The sequence below is a fragment of the Chitinophaga lutea genome (assembly GCF_003813775.1).
GTDB classification, from domain to species: domain Bacteria; phylum Bacteroidota; class Bacteroidia; order Chitinophagales; family Chitinophagaceae; genus Chitinophaga; species Chitinophaga lutea.
Window position 1 is genome coordinate 2,274,090 of the sequence record NZ_RPDH01000002.1, and the last position, 17,635, is coordinate 2,291,724.

At 52.6% G+C, this 17,635-nt stretch carries 14 protein-coding genes; 8 read left to right on the forward strand and 6 right to left on the reverse strand.

All coding sequences use genetic code 11. From position 1 onward, the window contains the following. Positions 1–632: 632 nt before the first annotated feature. Complete coding sequence (locus tag EGT74_RS21470; RefSeq protein ID WP_158618253.1) at positions 633–2,972, forward strand: TonB-dependent receptor; 2,340 nt, start codon at positions 633–635, stop codon at positions 2,970–2,972. A gap of 4 nt (positions 2,973–2,976) precedes the next feature. Continuing rightward, entirely contained in the window at positions 2,977–4,044 is a 1,068-nt protein-coding gene (locus EGT74_RS21475; protein ID WP_158618254.1) for a PepSY-associated TM helix domain-containing protein, read from the forward strand. Between the two features lie 115 nt (positions 4,045–4,159). Here EGT74_RS21475 and purL read toward each other — a convergent pair whose 3' ends face one another. Beyond that, positions 4,160–6,379, reverse strand: coding sequence for a phosphoribosylformylglycinamidine synthase subunit PurL (gene purL, locus EGT74_RS21480; protein WP_123848600.1), 2,220 nt, complete (start codon positions 6,377–6,379; stop codon positions 4,160–4,162). A gap of 258 nt (positions 6,380–6,637) precedes the next feature. On the opposite strand from purL, the gene EGT74_RS21485 reads away from it, so the two are divergent. Together EGT74_RS21485 and EGT74_RS21490 are read left to right on the forward strand one after the other, a co-directional pair. Beyond that, entirely contained in the window at positions 6,638–8,833 is a 2,196-nt protein-coding gene (locus EGT74_RS21485) for a glutamine synthetase III family protein (RefSeq protein ID WP_123848601.1), read from the forward strand. Between the two features lie 125 nt (positions 8,834–8,958). Beyond that, positions 8,959–9,642, forward strand: a complete 684-nt coding sequence (locus EGT74_RS21490; RefSeq protein WP_123848602.1) for a hypothetical protein — start codon at positions 8,959–8,961, stop codon at positions 9,640–9,642. A 155-nt stretch (positions 9,643–9,797) separates the two neighbouring features. On the opposite strand, the gene accC is transcribed toward EGT74_RS21490, so the two are convergent. The 3 genes from accC to efp form a co-directional block, all read right to left on the reverse strand. Further along, entirely contained in the window at positions 9,798–11,135 is a 1,338-nt protein-coding gene (gene accC / locus EGT74_RS21495) for an acetyl-CoA carboxylase biotin carboxylase subunit (protein ID WP_123848603.1), read from the reverse strand. A gap of 81 nt (positions 11,136–11,216) precedes the next feature. Further along, positions 11,217–11,699, reverse strand: a complete 483-nt coding sequence (gene accB / locus EGT74_RS21500) for an acetyl-CoA carboxylase biotin carboxyl carrier protein (protein ID WP_123848604.1) — start codon at positions 11,697–11,699, stop codon at positions 11,217–11,219. A gap of 65 nt (positions 11,700–11,764) precedes the next feature. Beyond that, positions 11,765–12,331 carry an elongation factor P gene (efp, locus tag EGT74_RS21505; protein ID WP_123848605.1) on the reverse strand — a complete coding sequence of 189 codons (567 nt, stop codon included), beginning with the start codon at positions 12,329–12,331 and terminating at the stop codon, positions 11,765–11,767. Between the two features lie 165 nt (positions 12,332–12,496). On the opposite strand from efp, the gene EGT74_RS21510 reads away from it, so the two are divergent. The 4 genes from EGT74_RS21510 to EGT74_RS21525 all read left to right on the forward strand — a co-directional run bounded on the left by EGT74_RS21510 (position 12,497) and on the right by EGT74_RS21525 (position 15,477). Continuing rightward, entirely contained in the window at positions 12,497–12,994 is a 498-nt protein-coding gene (locus EGT74_RS21510; protein WP_158618255.1) for a peroxiredoxin family protein, read from the forward strand. 119 nt (positions 12,995–13,113) lie between these two features. Beyond that, positions 13,114–14,052 carry a malate dehydrogenase gene (gene mdh, locus EGT74_RS21515; protein ID WP_123848607.1) on the forward strand — a complete coding sequence of 313 codons (939 nt, stop codon included), beginning with the start codon at positions 13,114–13,116 and terminating at the stop codon, positions 14,050–14,052. 296 nt (positions 14,053–14,348) lie between these two features. Beyond that, complete coding sequence (locus tag EGT74_RS21520; RefSeq protein WP_123848608.1) at positions 14,349–14,930, forward strand: YceI family protein; 582 nt, start codon at positions 14,349–14,351, stop codon at positions 14,928–14,930. Positions 14,931–15,015: 85 nt separating this feature from the next. After that, positions 15,016–15,477: a MarR family winged helix-turn-helix transcriptional regulator gene (locus tag EGT74_RS21525; RefSeq protein WP_123848609.1), complete on the forward strand. Its 462-nt coding sequence runs from the start codon at positions 15,016–15,018 to the stop codon at positions 15,475–15,477. A gap of 83 nt (positions 15,478–15,560) precedes the next feature. On the opposite strand, the gene EGT74_RS21530 is transcribed toward EGT74_RS21525, so the two are convergent. Both EGT74_RS21530 and EGT74_RS21535 read right to left on the reverse strand, forming a co-directional pair. Beyond that, complete coding sequence (locus EGT74_RS21530; protein ID WP_123848610.1) at positions 15,561–16,811, reverse strand: MFS transporter; 1,251 nt, start codon at positions 16,809–16,811, stop codon at positions 15,561–15,563. An 88-nt stretch (positions 16,812–16,899) separates the two neighbouring features. Continuing rightward, complete coding sequence (locus EGT74_RS21535) at positions 16,900–17,607, reverse strand: DedA family protein (protein WP_123848611.1); 708 nt, start codon at positions 17,605–17,607, stop codon at positions 16,900–16,902. Positions 17,608–17,635: the final 28 nt, after the last annotated feature.

The following is a 17,635-nucleotide window of genomic DNA, read 5'->3' on the forward strand; positions in this document are numbered from 1 at the left end:
TGACAATACTTTACAGGTCTGTAAAAATATATGAAAAACAGCACCGATGGGTAGCGCTCCTGCCGCTGAAGTGTGCGACGCAACGGGGGCTGACCGGGATACCCCTGCCGGGCCCCGTCATTTAATGGCTGCTACAGGAAAGTGAGGGCAAAAAAAGAGGGCTGATGGTTAGTCAGCCCCGAAACAAATCGTTCTTTCACTAGGTGTAATACATGATCTTAAGAATCGATCGTTCATGAGGACATGGTAATAAAAAAAAGTTAAGGCCATCATAGAATGTGGTTTACGGCGGCAAACCAAAATCTGTTTATGATCAATTACTTTATTAAATGTCTTTAGGGGATGGATTTCTGTTTTCAAAGCGCTTGCTCAGGGCGCGTATTCCTCGAACGTTAATCGTTGCTTTACAACGTTAACCAAAAATAACGTAGTTATACGGTAAAACCATAACACGAAGGTTGTATTTTGTTAACACGATGTTAAAACGGCGCTAAATGGAGTATGTCCGGCCAATGTCAGAGTACCGCAGCCGGCGGCCCTTTCATCCGGAACGGCCAAAAAATTCCCGAATTGATAAACAACGGCCCTCCCCCTGCCCGTACCTTTGCGCCACTTTTCCTTTTAACGATTATATGAGAGCGATATTAACAATTGCCCTGCTGGCCTTTTCCGGTTTGGGCGTACAGGCGCAGGAAGGCGTCATCAGGGGCGTGGTGCGGAGCGATAACGGGCAACCGGCAGCCTTCACCAACGTCAGCATCCCGGCGCTGAAAAAAGGCACCGTGGCAACCGCCAACGGGCGCTACCTGCTGGCTGCGCCGCAAGGCACCCATACTCTCCGTTTTTCGGGCGTGGGCGTGAAAGCGGTGGAAAAAGAAGTGACCATCGGCGCGGATACGACTGTGCTGGATGTGGATGTATCGGCGAGCAGCGACCTGAAAGAAGTGATCGTTTCGGCCAGCCGCCGGCAGGAAACGCTGGACGAAGTACCGTCGTCCGTAACCATCGTAGGCCCGCGCGACCTGGCGGTACAGAAAGGCATCAGCAACAACGTATCCGACATACTGGCCAACACCGTACCCGGCCTGGGTTTCAGCGGCAACCAGACCGGCAACACCGGGCAGACCCTCCGCGGCCGCAATCTCCTGGTGATGATCGACGGCATCCCGCAGTCTACGCCCCTCCGTAACGGCGGGCGCGACATCCGCACCATCGACCCCTCCGCCATCGAAAGAGTGGAAGTGATCAAGGGTGCCACCGCCATTTACGGCAATGGCGCCGACGGCGGGCTCATCAACTACATCACCAAAAAAGGCGATAAAACAAAAGGGCTCAGCGGCGAAACCACCCTGGGCGCCAATACCCAACTGAAAAGCGCGCAACATACGGGCGGCTTCGCGGTGGGACAGCTGCTGTCCGGGGCTTATAAAAAATGGGACTTCGTGGTGAGCGGCCATTATGAACAGACCGGCGTGTATAAAGACGCCAAAGGCGGGGTGCTCAGTCCCGACTACGGCCTGGGCGAAACCCAGCTCTGGAACGGGTTTGCCAAAGTGGGCTACGACATCAACGACCGCAACCGCCTCGAGCTGATGTACAATTTCTTCGGCAGCCAGCAGCGCAGCGATTACATCCAGAAACCCGGCAAATACGGCGACTCCGCCTCCACCGGCATTCCCGGCAAACGCCTGGGCGAGCCGGAGGGCACGCCGTTCAATCACAACGCCAGCCTGCATTACAGCAGCGAAGGTTTCATCGGCGGCACCGACCTCGATGTGAATCTCTATATGCAGCGTTTCCATACCACATACAGCTGGAGCCCCACTTTCGAGCACGGCGGCCAGTCTGAAATCACCTCCAAAAAACAGGGGCTGCGCATCAACCTGAACTCTCCCATCCGTCTCGGCCGCCATTACGATATGCAGCTCGTGTACGGCCTCGATTTCATGAACGACATCACGGCCCAAAACCTCACCGACGGGCGTGTATGGGTGCCCGAGATGGACATGAAAAACTATGCGCCGTACGCCCAGCTGAAGACCACTTTTTACAAACACCTCGTGCTGAAAGCCGGCGCCCGTTTCGAGAACATCAACATCGGCGTGCCCGACTATACCACCATCAAAACGCAGAACCGTGTAACCGGCGCCTTCACCGAAGGCGGCGTGGCCGTCACCGGCGGCACCCTGCGGTACAACGCGCTGGTATACAACGCCGGCCTCCGGTACAACCAGTTCCGCTGGTTCAAACCTTTCATCAGTTATTCACAGAGCTTCTCCATCATGGAAATCGGCCGCGCGCTCCGCACAGCCAAACAAAACACGGTGGCCCTGCTGAAAACCAAAGCGGTGATCGCGCATAACTACGAAGCCGGTTTCAGCAGCACCCTCGGGCCCGTAGACATTGAGGCCAGCTATTACATCAGCACCTCCGACCTTGGTTCTTCCTTCGTGGAAAAAGGCGGGGTATTCGAAATAGCCCGTTCCCCGGAAAGGGTGCACGGTTTTGAAATCGCCGCCGACGCGCGCCTGCTGCAGAACCTCCATGCCGGCGGTTCCTATTCCTATACCGAAGGAAAAAGAGACGTGAACGACAACGGCAAGTTCAGCGACGGCGCGGACGTATACCTGGGCGGCGACCGCATTGCGGCGCCCAAAGCCACCGCATACATCCGTTACAGCCCGCTGCCCCAGTGGAGCGTGCGCCTGCAGATGCTGCACGCCGGCAGCCGCAAAAGGTTTGCGCCGGTAAACGGGATTTATCCCTACGGCACCGGCCCGGTGAACAGCTTCTCCACCTTCAGCCTGTTCTCCACGCTGCAGCTTGACACCCACAGCAGTCTTGCCCTGGGCATCGACAACCTGTTCAACAAAGATTATTATACCGTAGCTTCGCAGTGGGATGGCCGTAACGAGAATTACATCAAGGGGAACGGCGCCCGGCTGAGCCTGAGCTATACTTATAAATTCTGATTCTTTGAATAAACAGATTTTCCGGATACATCGCATCACGGGTTTGATAGCAGGAGTTTTTCTCCTGCTATTGAGTTTTACGGGAAGCCTGCTGGTGTTCAGCGACGAAATCGATCACACGCTGAACGTGACCGCCTTTCATGTGAAGCCCGAAGGCCCGCGCCGGCCGCTGAACGAACTGTACCGCACGGGCGCCTCCGCCGTGCCCGGCAACCCCTACCTGTATTTTCTCCGCCTGCCGCAGGCGCCGTCGGAAACGGTGGTGATGCGGGCCGAGTATTCGGCGGACCATAAAATTTACATCTACCTCCACCCCTATACAGGCCAGGTACTGCATACCCGCAGCAACAAGGGATATTTCACCGGCGCGCTGCTGTACCTGCACTTCACGCTGCTCAGCGGCGTCAACGGCTCCATCGCCGTCATGATCATCGGTTTCCTGATCATCATTTCCCTGCTCACGGGCCTTCATGTGTACCGCAAGCACCTGCTGAAGGTGCTCACGTTCCGCGACAGGATCGAATGGAAGCACCGCAGCAGAAGGTGGCGCAACCTGCACCGCGTGGTGGGCGTATGGGCGCTGCTGTTCAACCTCCTGATCGTCATTACCGGCATCCTCATCCAGTTCAAGGTGGTGGGCGCCCGCGTCGGGAAAAAACCGCCATCCGTGGCCGTTAATGCGCCCCCGGATTTCGACCGTGCGTACGAGGTGGCCCGTGGCGGCATCACGGACTTTACCATCCTCGGCGTTCGCCCGCCGAAAAAAGCCGGCGACCCTGTGGTGTTTACCGGCAATGCCGGTGAAAGCCGCGTGCTGGGAGAATACAACTCATCCGTGAGCATCGACCCGGCTTCGGACACCATCGTCAAAAAACTCGACTTTAAAACGGCGCCCCTTGGCAAAAAACTCAATGCAAGCGTGAACCAGCTGCACTTCGGGAACTTCGGCGGGGTGGGGTTAAAAATCGTGTACTGCCTGCTGGGGCTCACGCCGGGTATCATGGCGCTGTCCGGCGTTCTCATCTGGTGGCGGAGGAAGTATGGGGTGATGAAGCGGCGCAGCGGGCGATAACCGCATCGCCTGGTGGTTATCTGAAGAAAGAAAACCGACAGTAAAAAAATGAGCGTATTGAATAAAACAAAAGGCGGCCTTTGCGGGCCGCCTTTTTATATGCGATGAAATCTGCTTACAGGTGATTCTCCAGTGAAGTATCGTACTTCCCTTTCCAGGCAGCCACCTGGCCCCAGTCTTCGCTATCCACCACGATGCTGTCGCCTTTAACGGTACCGATCTTCTCGTAGCGAACGGATTGTTCGGATGCGTCTACCAGGCCATGCAGCAGCGCCTCGAATTTTTCCTTGTTCCCGGGGCTTACGCTCACCACTACGCGGCTCTGTGCTTCGCCGAAGAGATAGGCGTCTTTCCTGAAATCCTTGTTGGTATGAACATCGAAGCCCAAACCTCTCACCATGGCGCTTTCGAGCAGGGTTACGAAGAGGCCGCCTTCGCTGACGTCGTGTGCGGATTGAATGAGGCCGCCATTGATCAGTTTGGTGATGGCCTGTTGCAGCTTATGCTCTTCTTCCAGGTTGAAATGCGGCGCAGGGCTGAATTCAACGCCGATCAGCTTGTGCAGGTATTCTGAACTGCTGATGTCGTTATAGCTGCGGCCTACCAGGTAAATGAGGTCGCCGGCCTGTTTGAAATCCAGCGTCATGCGCTGGTCCATGCTGTCGAGCACACCCAGCATGCCGATGGTGGGCGTGGGGTATACAGGGCCGTCGGGCGACTGGTTATAGAAGCTCACGTTACCACCGGTAACGGGTGTATTGAATTTGCGGCAGGCCTCGCCCATGCCTTTGATGGCATGTACGAACTGGAAGTACACTTCCGGATCGTAAGGGTTGCCGAAGTTGAGGCAGTTGGTGATGGCCACCGGTTCGCCGCCGCTGCACACGATGTTCCGGGCTGCTTCGGCTACGGCTATCTGTCCGCCCGCATGCGGGTCCGCATGCACGTAGCGGCTGTTACAGTCCGTCGTCACGGCCAGTGCCTTTTTAGTACCTTTCACCAGTACGATCGACGCGTCGCTGGGGGCGTTGGTGCTGGCGTTGGCGGTACCCACCATGCTGTCGTACTGCGTGTATACCCAGCGTTTGGAGGCGATGTTCGGCAGCTGCGCGATTTTTTCCGCTACGGATTTGGCGTGGGTGATATCCGGGATGTTCTGGATATCGAATGCTTTTACTTTTTCGAAGTATTTCGGTTCTACGTAAGCGCGGTGATACTGGGGAGCGCCGCCGCCCAGTACGAGGCTTTCCGCGGGCACTTCCGCTTCCAGCACGCCGTTCATATAAAAACGGAGGGTGGGGTCTTTGGTCACTTCGCCGATCTGTACGCAGTGGAGGTCCCATTTATCGAAGATGTCGAGCACTTCTTTTTCGCGGCCTTTCTCCACCACGATGAGCATGCGCTCCTGGCTTTCGGATAGGAGCATTTCCCAGCCTTTCATGTTCTGCTGGCGGGTAGGCACCTTGTCGAGGTGGATGATCATGCCGTGCTCGCCTTTGGCGCTCATTTCGGCGGTGGAGCAGGTGATACCGGCGGCGCCCATATCCTGCATGCCGATGAGGGCGTTGGTTTTCACCACTTCGAGGCAGGCCTCGAGGAGTTTCTTTTCCTGGAAGGGGTCGCCCACCTGTACGGCCGGCAGGTCTTTGGCGCTTTCTTCGGTGATGTCGGCCGACGCGAAGGAAGCGCCGCCGATACCGTCTTTACCCGTGGCGGATCCTACGATAAATACGGGGTTGCCTTCCCCGTGGGAGGTGGCGGACACCATGGTGCCCACTTTCAGTACGCCCACGCTCATGGCGTTCACGAGGGGGTTGGTACCGTAACAGTCTTCGAAATACACTTCACCGCCCACAGTGGGAACGCCGAAGCAGTTGCCATAGTGGCCGATGCCGTCTACCACGCCTTTCAGCAGGTGCTGGGTTTTGGCGTCGTTGATGTTACCGAAGCGCAGGGAGTTGAGCGCCGCGATGGGGCGGGCGCCCATGGTAAAAATATCGCGATGAATACCGCCTACACCGGTGGCGGCACCCTGGAAAGGTTCGAGTGCGGAGGGGTGGTTGTGCGATTCGATCTTGAATACGCAGGCCCAGCCGTCGCCGATGTCTACAAGACCGGCATTTTCTTCACCAGCTTTCACCAGCAGGCGGCCGCCTTCGCGGGGCAGACTTTTGAGCCATACGATGGAATTCTTGTAACTGCAGTGTTCACTCCACATAACAGAGTACATGCTGAGTTCGGTGAAATTCGGTGTGCGGCCCAGGATGGATTTAATACGTTCAAATTCGTCTGCGGTAAGTCCTAACTGTTCGGCGGTTTCTACTGTGGTTTGCATGTAATGATGAAGATTTAAAAAGAAGATGCAAAACTACATAGATTTCCTGCAAATGACAAGAAACAAGTCCCGCTGCCCCATACACACATTAGTTTATTTTAAATATATCAGATTTTTGAGGCCAGACCCTCGAATATTTACTCAAAAATTAAAAATATAAGGTTTTTACGGGACAATTGCAATTTTTTGGTTAAAAAAACGGACACTTCTTGCATATTAACTGAAACTGGCGTTCTTTTGTAAAAAATAATTCACATCATGCAATCGTTACGCTTTCAGGCGCTGGAAAATCTCACCGGCGTTGATTTTAAAGTAAAGACCGAACTGAATGGGAAAATCACAGACGTGTTCGGCAGCAATGTGTTTACCGGCAAAGCAGTACGGGAACACCTGAGTGATGAGGCTTACAAGAGCCTGATGAACTCCATTAAAGGTGGTAATAAGATCGAGCGTAAAATGGCTGATCAGATTGCTTCGGGCCTGAAATCCTGGGCAATGAAAAAAGGCGTTACCCACTATACCCACTGGTTCCAACCGCTTACCGGTACTACTGCGGAAAAGCACGACTCCTTCTTTACTATTAAAGGCGACGGTTCCAGCATCGAAACTTTCGACGGCGACGCCCTGGTACAACAGGAGCCTGATGCTTCCAGCTTCCCCAACGGCGGTATCCGCGCTACTTTCGAGGCCCGCGGTTACACTGCATGGGACCCCTCCTCTCCTGCTTTCATCATCGAGCAAGGTACAGGAAAAACCCTTTGCATCCCTACCATCTTCGTAGCCTACACCGGCGAATCGCTGGACTATAAAGCTCCGTTGCTGAAAGCGCTGTCTGCCCTGGACAAAGCTGCTGTGGACGTGTGCAACTACTTCGACAAAAACGTAACCAAAGTAACTGCTACCCTTGGTTGGGAACAGGAATATTTCATGATCGACGAAGGTCTGGCTAACGCCCGTCCCGACCTGCTGCTCACCGGCCGCACCGTGGTTGGCCACGCTCCTGCGAAAGGCCAGCAGCTGGAAGACCACTACTTCGGCGCCATCCCCGAGCGTGTATACGCTTACATGCGCGACTTCGAAGAAGAGTCTTACAAACTGGGCATTCCCCTGAGAACCCGTCACAACGAGGTGGCACCCGCACAGTTCGAGTGCGCGCCCATTTTCGAAGAGGTGAACATCGCGGTGGACCACAACTCCCTGCTGATGGACGTGATGAGCAAAGTGGCCAAACGCCATAAACTGAAAGTGCTGCTCCACGAGAAACCTTTCGCAGGCATCAACGGTTCAGGTAAACACAACAACTGGTCACTCGCTACCGATACCGGTGTGAACCTGCTGGCTCCCGGCAAAACGCCGAAAACCAACCTGATGTTCCTCACTTTCTTCGTGAACACCATCAAGGCCGTACATGACTATGCCGATCTGCTGCGTGCTTCCATCGCATCTCCGAGCAACGACTTCCGTCTCGGCGCCAACGAAGCTCCCCCGGCCATCATTTCCGTATTCACCGGCAAATACCTGTTCGACGTACTGCAGGAAGTAAAAAGCCGTGTTAATAACAAATTCGACGAGCAGGATGAAGCCATCCTGAAACTGGACCTGCACCGCCACATTCCGGAACTGTTGCTGGACAACACCGACCGTAACCGTACTTCTCCGTTCGCCTTCACCGGCAACAAGTTCGAGTTCCGCGCCGTAGGTTCTTCCGCTAACTGCTCTTCCGCAATGACCGTTCTGAACACCATCATGGCCAAAACCCTGACCGAGTTCAAGAAAGAAGTGGACAGCCTCATCGAGAAAGGCGAGAAAAAAGAAATCGCCATCATGCAGACCCTCCGCAAATACATCGTTGACTCCGAGAGAATCCTCTTCGAAGGCGACGGTTACAGCGAAGAATGGGCGAAAGAAGCTGAAAAACGCGGCCTCGCCAACGTAAAAACCACTCCGAAAGCGCTGGACGCGATGGTAACTCCGAAAGCTACCAAACTGTACACCGAAACCGGCGTTTACAACGAAAAAGAACTGCATGCCCGTCACGAAATCCTCCTGGAAGACTACGTGAAAAAAGTGCAGATCGAAGCCCGCGTAATCGGCGACCTGGCCACCAACAACGTATTGCCCGCTGCCATCAAATACCTGAATGAGCTGCTGGCCAATATCAAAGGCCTGAAAGAAGCCGGTTTTGGCGAAGATTCATACAAAGCGCAAAAACAGATTGCGATCAAGATATCTGAACACATCAATGTCATCAGCGAAAACGTACAGGCGATGATCGAAGCCCGCAAAGTGGCTAACAAGCTCGAAGACAGCCGTCAGAAAGCGATCGATTACTGTGAGAAGATCAAACAGCCGTACTTTGACGTTATCCGCTACCATTCGGACAAACTGGAATTCCTGGTGGATGACAAGATCTGGGGACTCCCCAAGTACAGAGAACTGCTTTTCTTGCGATAAAAAACCGTAAGATTGTTTTGGTGTATGATGGCCCCCGGTATTCACCGGGGGTTTCTTTTTTTAACAAATCCCCGGTTAAACCTTTTCCATCCCCCGCCGTCTATCTATCTGTAAAACGTCATTTTATGAAGCAACTCTTATTACTCATTTTCCTGGCCGCTACAACCGTAAGTGCGGGGTACGCGCAGGATTCTGCGAAAACAAGGCTGAAAAACAGGCAGGTGCAGGATCTGAAGCTGGATGAAAACCAGGGCAACCAATTGCGCGATATCAATAAATCTTACATGCAAAGCGCCCAGGAAATCCGTAAAAACGAGGCCCTGAGCAAGGAAGACCGGAAAAAACAGCTGGACGCCCTCAACACCGAGCGTGCCGGCAGGATCAAATCGGTACTGAGCGCGGAACAGTTCGAAAAATACCAGCAGAACCGTGAAAAATCCATGGCGCGCGCCGATGCCTATAGTGAAAAAAGGCATAAAAAAGAAGGCCGCGGCAAAGGCAGGCCCAGCGAGGAGATGAAACAATCCCTCGGCCTGACGGACGCACAGGGCCAGGAACTGCAGAACATCAACAAAGACTTCATGGCCCGCATGAAAGAACTCAAAAACAATGAATCACTCAGCAAGGAACAGCGCCACGAACAGCTGAAATCGCTGAACGAAGCAAGGAAAGACAAGATCAAACTGGCACTGGGCAACGAAACGTTCCAGAAGTATCACGACTGGCACAGGAAAGAGATGGGGCATCATAAAGCCATGCGGAAAAGGGACGAGCTGCGGAAGAAAAAAGACACGACAGACAAACTATAACATTTGCTTATCATACAAAATCTGACTAGTACATTTTAAAAGGTTTTAAGGTTATCCGGGCTGCCTCTCCAGGCGGCCTCTTTTTTGAAATGTGATTCGCATAAAAAAAGCGTTCCGGCAGTCACCGGAACGCTTTTCAGTTATATGCAACCTGCTTACTGCAGCTTGAATGTTTCGGTGAATTTGGTGGTGAAGTTCCCTTTGCGGAAGTTCTCGTCCTGCATCAGCTGCTGGTGGAAAGGGATGGTGGTTTTCACCCCTTCGATCACGAACTCGCTGAGGGCGCGCTCCATCGTGTTGATGGCTTCTTCGCGGGTTTGCGCCACGGCGATCACTTTGGACACCATGGAGTCGTAATACGGCGGAATCACGTACCCGGCGTAGATATGCGAATCGACGCGCACGCCATGGCCGCCCGGCGTGTGCAGCACGGTAATGCGGCCCGGGGAGGGACGGAAATCGTTGTAAGGATCTTCGGCGTTGATGCGGCACTCGATGGCGTGCATCTGCGGCGTATAGTTTTTACCGGAAATCGGGATGCCGGCCGCGATCTTGATCTGTTCCTTGATGAGGTCGAAGTTGATCACTTCTTCCGTTACACCGTGCTCCACCTGGATACGGGTGTTCATTTCCATGAAATAGAAATTGCGGTGTTTGTCTACCAGGAACTCGATGGTGCCCACGCTCTCGTAATTGATGGCGCTGGCGGCCTTGATGGCGGCGTCGCCCATTTTTTCGCGGAGCTCGGGCGTCATGAAGGGGGAAGGCGATTCTTCCACCAGCTTCTGGTGACGGCGCTGGATGGAGCAGTCGCGTTCGCTGAGGTGGCACACCTTGCCGTACTGGTCGCCGGCGATCTGTATTTCGATGTGGCGGGGCTCCTCCACGAATTTTTCCATGTAGATGCCGTCGTTGCTGAACGCGGCTTTGGCTTCGGTTTTGGCCATGGTGTAGGCGTTCTCGATCTCGTTCTCGTCCCATACCACACGCATGCCTTTACCACCGCCGCCGGCGGTCGCTTTCATGATCACCGGCAGGCCCATTTCGCGGGCCAGGGATTTGGCCTGTTCCACGCTTTCGAGCAAACCTTCGGAACCGGGAATAACCGGTACGCCGGCTTTGATCATGGTTTCCTTGGCCGTCATCTTGTCGCCCATCTTGCGGATCATCTCCGGGGTGGGACCGATGAACTTGATGCCGTGCTCGCCGCAGATCTCCGCAAAGCGGGCATTTTCCGCCAGAAAGCCGTAACCGGGATGAATAGCGTCTGCGTTGGTGATTTCGGCAGCCGCCATCAGGTGAGGGATATTCAGGTAAGAGTCGCTACTCTGTGGTTTTCCAATACATACGGCCTCGTCCGCAAAGCGCACATGCAGGCTGTCTTTGTCCGCGGTTGAATATACCGCCACCGTTTTGATCCCCATTTCCTTGCAGGTACGGATAATCCGCAGGGCAATCTCGCCACGGTTGGCGATCAATATCTTTTTGAACATGTTTTTCTTATAGGTGATATAAAAACTAAAAAGGGAAAAGGTTGCAAGCAACCTTACAACCTTCTCCCGTTATCAAAGAGTTTATGGTTCTACCAGGAACAACGGCTGATCGTACTCTACAGGAGAGGCGTCATCCACCAGCACCTTTACAATTTTGCCGCTCACTTCACTTTCGATTTCGTTGAACAGTTTCATCGCCTCGATGATGCACACCACCTTGCCGGCAGCCACATCGTCGCCCACGTTTACGAACGGCGGCTTATCGGGGCCGGCGCTGCGGTAGAACGTACCGATCATGGGCGATTTGATGGTGATGAGGTTGCTGTTCACCGGTGCCGCCGCTGCTGCGGGTGCCGCCGCCGCCGGAGCCGGTGCGGGCGCCGCCGCCTGGGGGGCCACTGCTACAGGCTGAACTGCCGTAACCGCCGGTACTGTTACAATCTGTTGTACTTCGCTTTCCTTCTGCTTTATTGTAATCTTAAACTTGTCCTGCTCAATGCTCAGTTCGCTGATATTTGACTTGTTGATCATTTTTATCAGCTCCTGAATCTGTTTAAAGTCCATGTAGACAGTTTTTGGTTTTAGTTAAATGCTGGTTCTCTGATGATAGAAGTTGAAAAAGTATATGGCTATTCTTTTACTCTCTCGATATATTCACCGGTTTTGGTGTTGATCCTGATCAGCTCGCCCTCGTTCACGAACAGGGGCACCATCACGGTGGCGCCGCCTTCAACGGTGGCGGGCTTCAGGGTACGGGTGGCGGTGTCGCCTTTCATACCGGGCTCGGAATAGGTCACTTTCAGCACGATTTTATCAGGCAGTTCAACGCCCATGGGCTGTTCGGTTTCGGTATTGATGGAGATGGATACTTCGTCGCCGTCTTTCAGGAACTGGGGCGCATCCACCATTTGCTCGCTCACCACGATCTGTTCGAAGGTCTCTTTATCCATGAAGTTGTACCCGCTTTCGTCCTGGTACAGATACTGGTATGCTTTTTTCTCCACACGTACCGGGTAAATGGTATCGCCTGAGTTCCAGGTATGTTCGATGGAGCGGCTATTGTCAACCCCCTTCAATTTTGCCCATACTTTGGCAGCGGCACGGGCTGTTTTGTTCTGACCAAACTCTACAACAGAATACAAGCTGTTATCCAGCTTAATGATTAATCCTGTTCTGATATCTGCGGTGGTAGCCATAAAAGGTCACTGATTTAAAGTTAAAAATTTACATTAGGATTGCAAAAGTAAAAATTTTCGCATATGAACAAACAAAACTTGCCGGATTTCACACAAAAGCGGTATAGTTTTGGTACAAAGTCACGCGAAGATCATTGTCACTTTACTATTTTTAAAAATATGATTATGAGAAGCTGGTTATTACTCTTTTTATTCCTTCCTGCTGTATTAAAAGCCCAGTCTGTTGCCCCTGCGGCAGCTCAAACGCCGCCTTTCAAACAGTACAAGATCATTTCTCCCCTGCCGATGACCCTGTACGACGGTCATACTTTCAACAAAAACGACCTCCCGAAAAATAAACCCGTACTGGTGTTTTTGTTCAGCGTGGAGTGCGACCACTGTGCCCATATGACGCAGGAAATTCTCAAAAACATCGGCAAGTTCGGAAAATCCACGATATTAATGGTCACTCCCTTTAAACTGGAGCGGATGAAGGCCTGGTACGACCAGTACAACATCAGGAACTACCCGAACATCATTATGGCTGCCGAGCCTACCCGTCAGATCGCATATTATTACGATCTGAAAAACTTTCCCGGTATTTACATTTACGACAAAAAACACCGGTTGGCGGCGGACTACGAAGGTACCGTTAAACTGGACACTTTGTTAAAGCACTTGTAAAATTCTTTCTTTGGGCCGGCGGCAGGTTATTTTTTAGCAGATTCCTCCCAAATTCCCATTCCGATATGCTATTTTTGTTCACCAAATAATTCTTCACCTTTTTAAAATACTCAGATACGATGAAAGTTACTGTTGTAGGAGCTGGAAATGTAGGCGCAACCTGCGCTAACGTGCTGGCCCACAGAGATTTTCTGCAGGAGGTTGTTTTGCTTGATATCAAGGAAGGCACTGCAGAAGGCAAGGCCCTCGATACCTGGCAGCAAGCCCCCATTGACTATTACAGCACCAAAGTGACGGGCGTTACCAATGATTACACCAAAACCGCCAACAGCGATGTGGTGGTAATCACTTCCGGCCTCCCCCGCAAACCCGGTATGAGCCGCGACGACCTGATTTCCACGAACGCCAACATCGTTAAATCTGTGACCGAGAATGTAACCAAACATTCTCCGAACGCGATCATCATCGTAGTGTCCAACCCGCTCGACGTGATGACCTACTGCGCTTACCTGAATGCTAAAAAAGACAGCAGCAAGGTATTCGGCATGGCCGGCATCCTCGACACGGCCCGTTACCGCGCCTTCCTGGCAGACGAGATCGGCTGTTCCCCGAAAGACATCCAGGCCATCCTCATGGGCGGCCACGGCGATACCATGGTGCCCCTCCCCCGTTATACCACCGTTTCCGGCATCCCGGTAACCGAACTGGTAGCGGCAGACAAACTGGAAGCGATCATCCAGCGCACCAAAGTAGGCGGCGGTGAAATCGTGAACCTGCTGGGCACTTCCGCCTGGTATGCTCCCGGCGCTGCTGCAGCCCAGATGGTGGAAGCCATCCTGAAAGATGAAAAACGCATCTTCCCCGTTTGCGCATGGCTGACCGGCGAATATGGCCTGAAAGACATCTACCTCGGCGTACCCGTGGTACTCGGCAAAAACGGTATCGAAAAAATCATCGAACTGCAACTGAATGCAGACGAACAGGCCCTCCTGAACACTTCCGCCACGCACGTGAAAGAAGTAATGGACGTGCTCGACAACATGAAAACACCCGCCTAAGGCCGGTTGATCATACCATAAAAGCATCCGCGCCCTGGTGCGGATGCTTTTTTTATGTTTGTCGCTTTCCCATCACACCTCGCTGTTTTCTTTTTGAAGCGGTGAACGAAAATACCCCCAACCGGCTGGACCTGACGGCGTTAACCATATACAACGGACATAATTTGCGCCCCGTTTTGACTGTTGTAACAAGGATATTCGTAACTTTAACCTATCCGAGGGCCCGAAGCATAACTGTTCACCACCAGACATGGAATAAGAAACGACATCACTCATATTTTCCGGCAACCAGAAACATGATCAAACTACTGTATGCTGTACTGCTTTGCAGTCCCGTGTGGGCATTTGCACAAACTGTTACATGGAAGGCCGACCGGGAACGCTCCGTGGTGAGGTTCTCCGTCAACCATCTCGTTATTTCCAAAGTAGACGGCGTCTTTAAGAATTTCGAGGGCGACATGACATCCAAAGGCCCTGATTTTTCCGATGCCACCGTCAGTTTTACGGTGGATGTTTTCAGTATCAACACCGGCGATGCGCCGCGGGACAATCATCTGAAATCAAACGACTTTTTCAATGCAGAAAAGCACCCTGCCATGACCTTCAAAAGCAGCTCCCTGACCAAAGTGACCAACGGGAAGTACCTGCTCACGGGCGACCTCACCATCCGCGATGTGACCAAACAGGTAAAATTCAACGTGGCATATGGCGGCACCACCAAAGACGCCACGGGCAAGCAGCGCGCCACCTTCAAAGTGAACACCTATCTCAACCGCTTTGACTATCATCTGAAATGGGACAAACTCACCGAAGCCGGCGGCATGGTGGTAGACAAGATGGTCAATATCGAACTGAAGCTGGAGTTTGTGCAGCAATGACCGTGTAATAGCCGGAGGATGAAAGTGTTAGCAATTGCGCTTTGTATCCCCTTATCCTTTAAATTGCGCTATATTTTTTCGGCATATGTCTAATATTGAAAAGCTTATTTCTATCAGGAATTTCACGAGTGAGCACCATAAAGGCCTGGTCAGCCTCATTTTTGTGGGAAACTGGATCATCTCCAAACATCAGACTTTCTTCAAACAATACGACATTACGATGCAGCAGTTCAACATCCTGCGCATCCTGCGGGGGCAGCACCCCAAAAGCGCCAGCATCAACACGCTCAAAGAAAGGATGCTGGATAAAATGAGCGATGTATCGAGGTTGGTGGAGCGCCTGCGGAAAGCGGACCTGGTGGAACGCAAAAGCTGCGAGATGGACCGCCGCGCCGTGGATGTCAAGATCTCCGCCAAGGGCCTTCAACTCCTGAAGACCATTGACGAAGAAATCGGCATCCTGGAGGATACCCTGAAGGCATCGCTCACTGATAAAGAAGTAGTGCAGCTCAACAAGCTGCTCGATAAACTGTTAAGCTCCTATTAGATTTTTTCCCGGTAACGGCACCACTACCGGTTTTCAGACCTTATAATTTTCCTGAATGTAATTGAGGGCCGGTTTCAGGCCTCCTAGTTCTCTTCGATATAATCGAGATCGATCCCGAATGTTTCCCGCATGGTGAAAGCCGCCACAAATGCCAGCACGATACAGATGATACCGGTAATCAGCCCGCTTGCGAGGTAGGAGAAACCGAAGCTGGTCTGCAACCCGCCGAAAACGATCGATATCACCGGCAATAAACCGCGCGCATAGTTGGGCACGGTGGTAGCCGCTGTGGCGCGCAGGTTGGTCCCGAACTGCTCGGCGGCCACCGTCACGAAAATCGCCCAGAAACCCACACTGAAGCCCATCAGGCCGCAAATGGTATAAAAGGCCGTTTCGGACACGCCATGCGCGCTGAAATACAATACTACGGCGATAAGCACCAGGGTGTAAAAGATGTACAGCACTTTTTTACGGCTGCGCATCACCTGGCTGAGGTAACCGCTGGCAAAGTCGCCGAAGGTGAGCGCCGCATAACAGATCATGATCGCCTTGCCCGGATCGATGGAGCCTTTCACGCCCATTTCTTTTGCGAACGCATTGGAGAACGTCATCAAAATCCCCACCACGTACCAGGTGGGAAGGCCTACCAGTATACATTTGAGGTAACGCATAAAACGTTCCCGGCTCGTAAAGAATTTGAAATAGTTGCCGCGGCTGACGGCGCTTTCCTTGATGTTTTTGTACATGCCGGACTCCACCACGCTTACACGGAGTATCAACAGGGCCAGGCCCAGGCCTCCCCCGATATAATAGCAGATGCGCCAGTTGTCGCCGAAGTAGAGGGAAACGAAATAAGCGGCCACTGCGCCGGAAATGCCCACGCTGGCCACGATCATCGTGCCCAGGCCGCGCCGTTCCTTCGGCAGCACCTCGGATACGAGGGTGATGCCCGCCCCCAGTTCACCGGCCAGCCCCAGGCCAGCCACAAACCGCCAGATCATGTACCAGGTAATGGCGTGCTCGCCGGCCACCATGCCATTGGCCACGTTGGCCACGGAATACAGCAAAATGGAACCGAAGAGCACCGAAAGGCGGCCGCGTTTATCGCCCAGCACGCCCCAGATAATGCCGCCGATGAGCATGCCCACCATCTGGATGTTGATGAGCCACATGCCTACGGTGTCTATTTCCTCGCCCTGCAAACCCAGGTCGGTTAAGCTTTTGATTCGGATAATGCCAAATAGGAGAAGATCATAAATGTCTACGAAGTAGCCCAAAGAAGCCACTATTACTGCAGCGTTCAATAACCTGACCGGTTTCTGCGTGGAATTCATACGAAAGTTTGTTTAGTAGGTTGATAAGTTTGGCTATAAATAAAAAGAGACGCAAATTAATTGCGTCTCTCCAAGATATACAAGAATTTTATGATTTTATTTCTTCTTCTTTTTCTTTGACCGGGGCCTCTATCGGATTCCCGAATTCATCGAAGTGGGAATGAATGGTTGTTTTGCCGAATATAAACTTGATGGCTACCGGCAGGGTGGTGATCACCACGATGATGATGATAATCCATTCGAGGTGGTTTTTCAGGGTGGGGAAGGCTTTATCGAGGTAGTGGCCCGCCAGCATCATGGAAAATACCCAGGAGAAGGAACCGATGATGTTCCAGAACATGAATTTTTTTCTTTCCATGCCCACAATCCCGGCCACGATGGGCGCAAACGTACGTACCACCGGAAGGAAACGGGCTACGAAAATCGCGCCGCCGCCATATTTGTCATATACTTCTTTCGCCTGCCAGAGATGTTTTTTCTTGAAAAAGAAGGTGTCTTTCCTTTTGAACAGGATGGGGCCGGACTTGCGGCCGAACCAGTAACCCACAATATTCCCCAGCACGCCGGTGATGGCAATCAGCGTCATGATGACTACCAGCGGCATATTAAAAAAGCTTTCGCCCAACATTTCGCCGTAGATGCCGGCTATAAAGAGTAAGGAGTCACCCGGGAGGAAGAATCCAATGAACAAGCCGGTTTCTGCGAAAATGATAGCCAGAATCAGGTAAAATCCTCCATTCTGTATAATCCACTCGGGGTTAATTAGATGTTTAAAAAACTCAATAATCTGATCCATGCTGTTGTTTAATTATAATTAGTTAGGA

What these genes read in the sequence shown, in the direction of transcription:
- EGT74_RS21525 (WP_123848609.1), top strand. Translation starts at nt 15,016, where the DNA reads ATGTCTAATATTGAAAAGCTTATTTCTATCAGGAATTTCACGAGTGAG.
- EGT74_RS21485 (WP_123848601.1), top strand. Translation starts at nt 6,638, where the DNA reads ATGCAATCGTTACGCTTTCAGGCGCTGGAAAATCTCACCGGCGTTGAT.
- EGT74_RS21520 (WP_123848608.1), top strand. Translation starts at nt 14,349, where the DNA reads ATGATCAAACTACTGTATGCTGTACTGCTTTGCAGTCCCGTGTGGGCA.
- EGT74_RS21535 (WP_123848611.1), bottom strand. Translation starts at nt 17,607, where the DNA reads ATGGATCAGATTATTGAGTTTTTTAAACATCTAATTAACCCCGAGTGG.
- mdh (WP_123848607.1), top strand. Translation starts at nt 13,114, where the DNA reads ATGAAAGTTACTGTTGTAGGAGCTGGAAATGTAGGCGCAACCTGCGCT.
- efp (WP_123848605.1), bottom strand. Translation starts at nt 12,331, where the DNA reads ATGGCTACCACCGCAGATATCAGAACAGGATTAATCATTAAGCTGGAT.
- EGT74_RS21510 (WP_158618255.1), top strand. Translation starts at nt 12,497, where the DNA reads ATGAGAAGCTGGTTATTACTCTTTTTATTCCTTCCTGCTGTATTAAAA.
- EGT74_RS21490 (WP_123848602.1), top strand. Translation starts at nt 8,959, where the DNA reads ATGAAGCAACTCTTATTACTCATTTTCCTGGCCGCTACAACCGTAAGT.
- accC (WP_123848603.1), bottom strand. Translation starts at nt 11,135, where the DNA reads ATGTTCAAAAAGATATTGATCGCCAACCGTGGCGAGATTGCCCTGCGG.
- accB (WP_123848604.1), bottom strand. Translation starts at nt 11,699, where the DNA reads ATGGACTTTAAACAGATTCAGGAGCTGATAAAAATGATCAACAAGTCA.
- purL (WP_123848600.1), bottom strand. Translation starts at nt 6,379, where the DNA reads ATGCAAACCACAGTAGAAACCGCCGAACAGTTAGGACTTACCGCAGAC.
- EGT74_RS21530 (WP_123848610.1), bottom strand. Translation starts at nt 16,811, where the DNA reads ATGAATTCCACGCAGAAACCGGTCAGGTTATTGAACGCTGCAGTAATA.
- EGT74_RS21470 (WP_158618253.1), top strand. Translation starts at nt 633, where the DNA reads ATGAGAGCGATATTAACAATTGCCCTGCTGGCCTTTTCCGGTTTGGGC.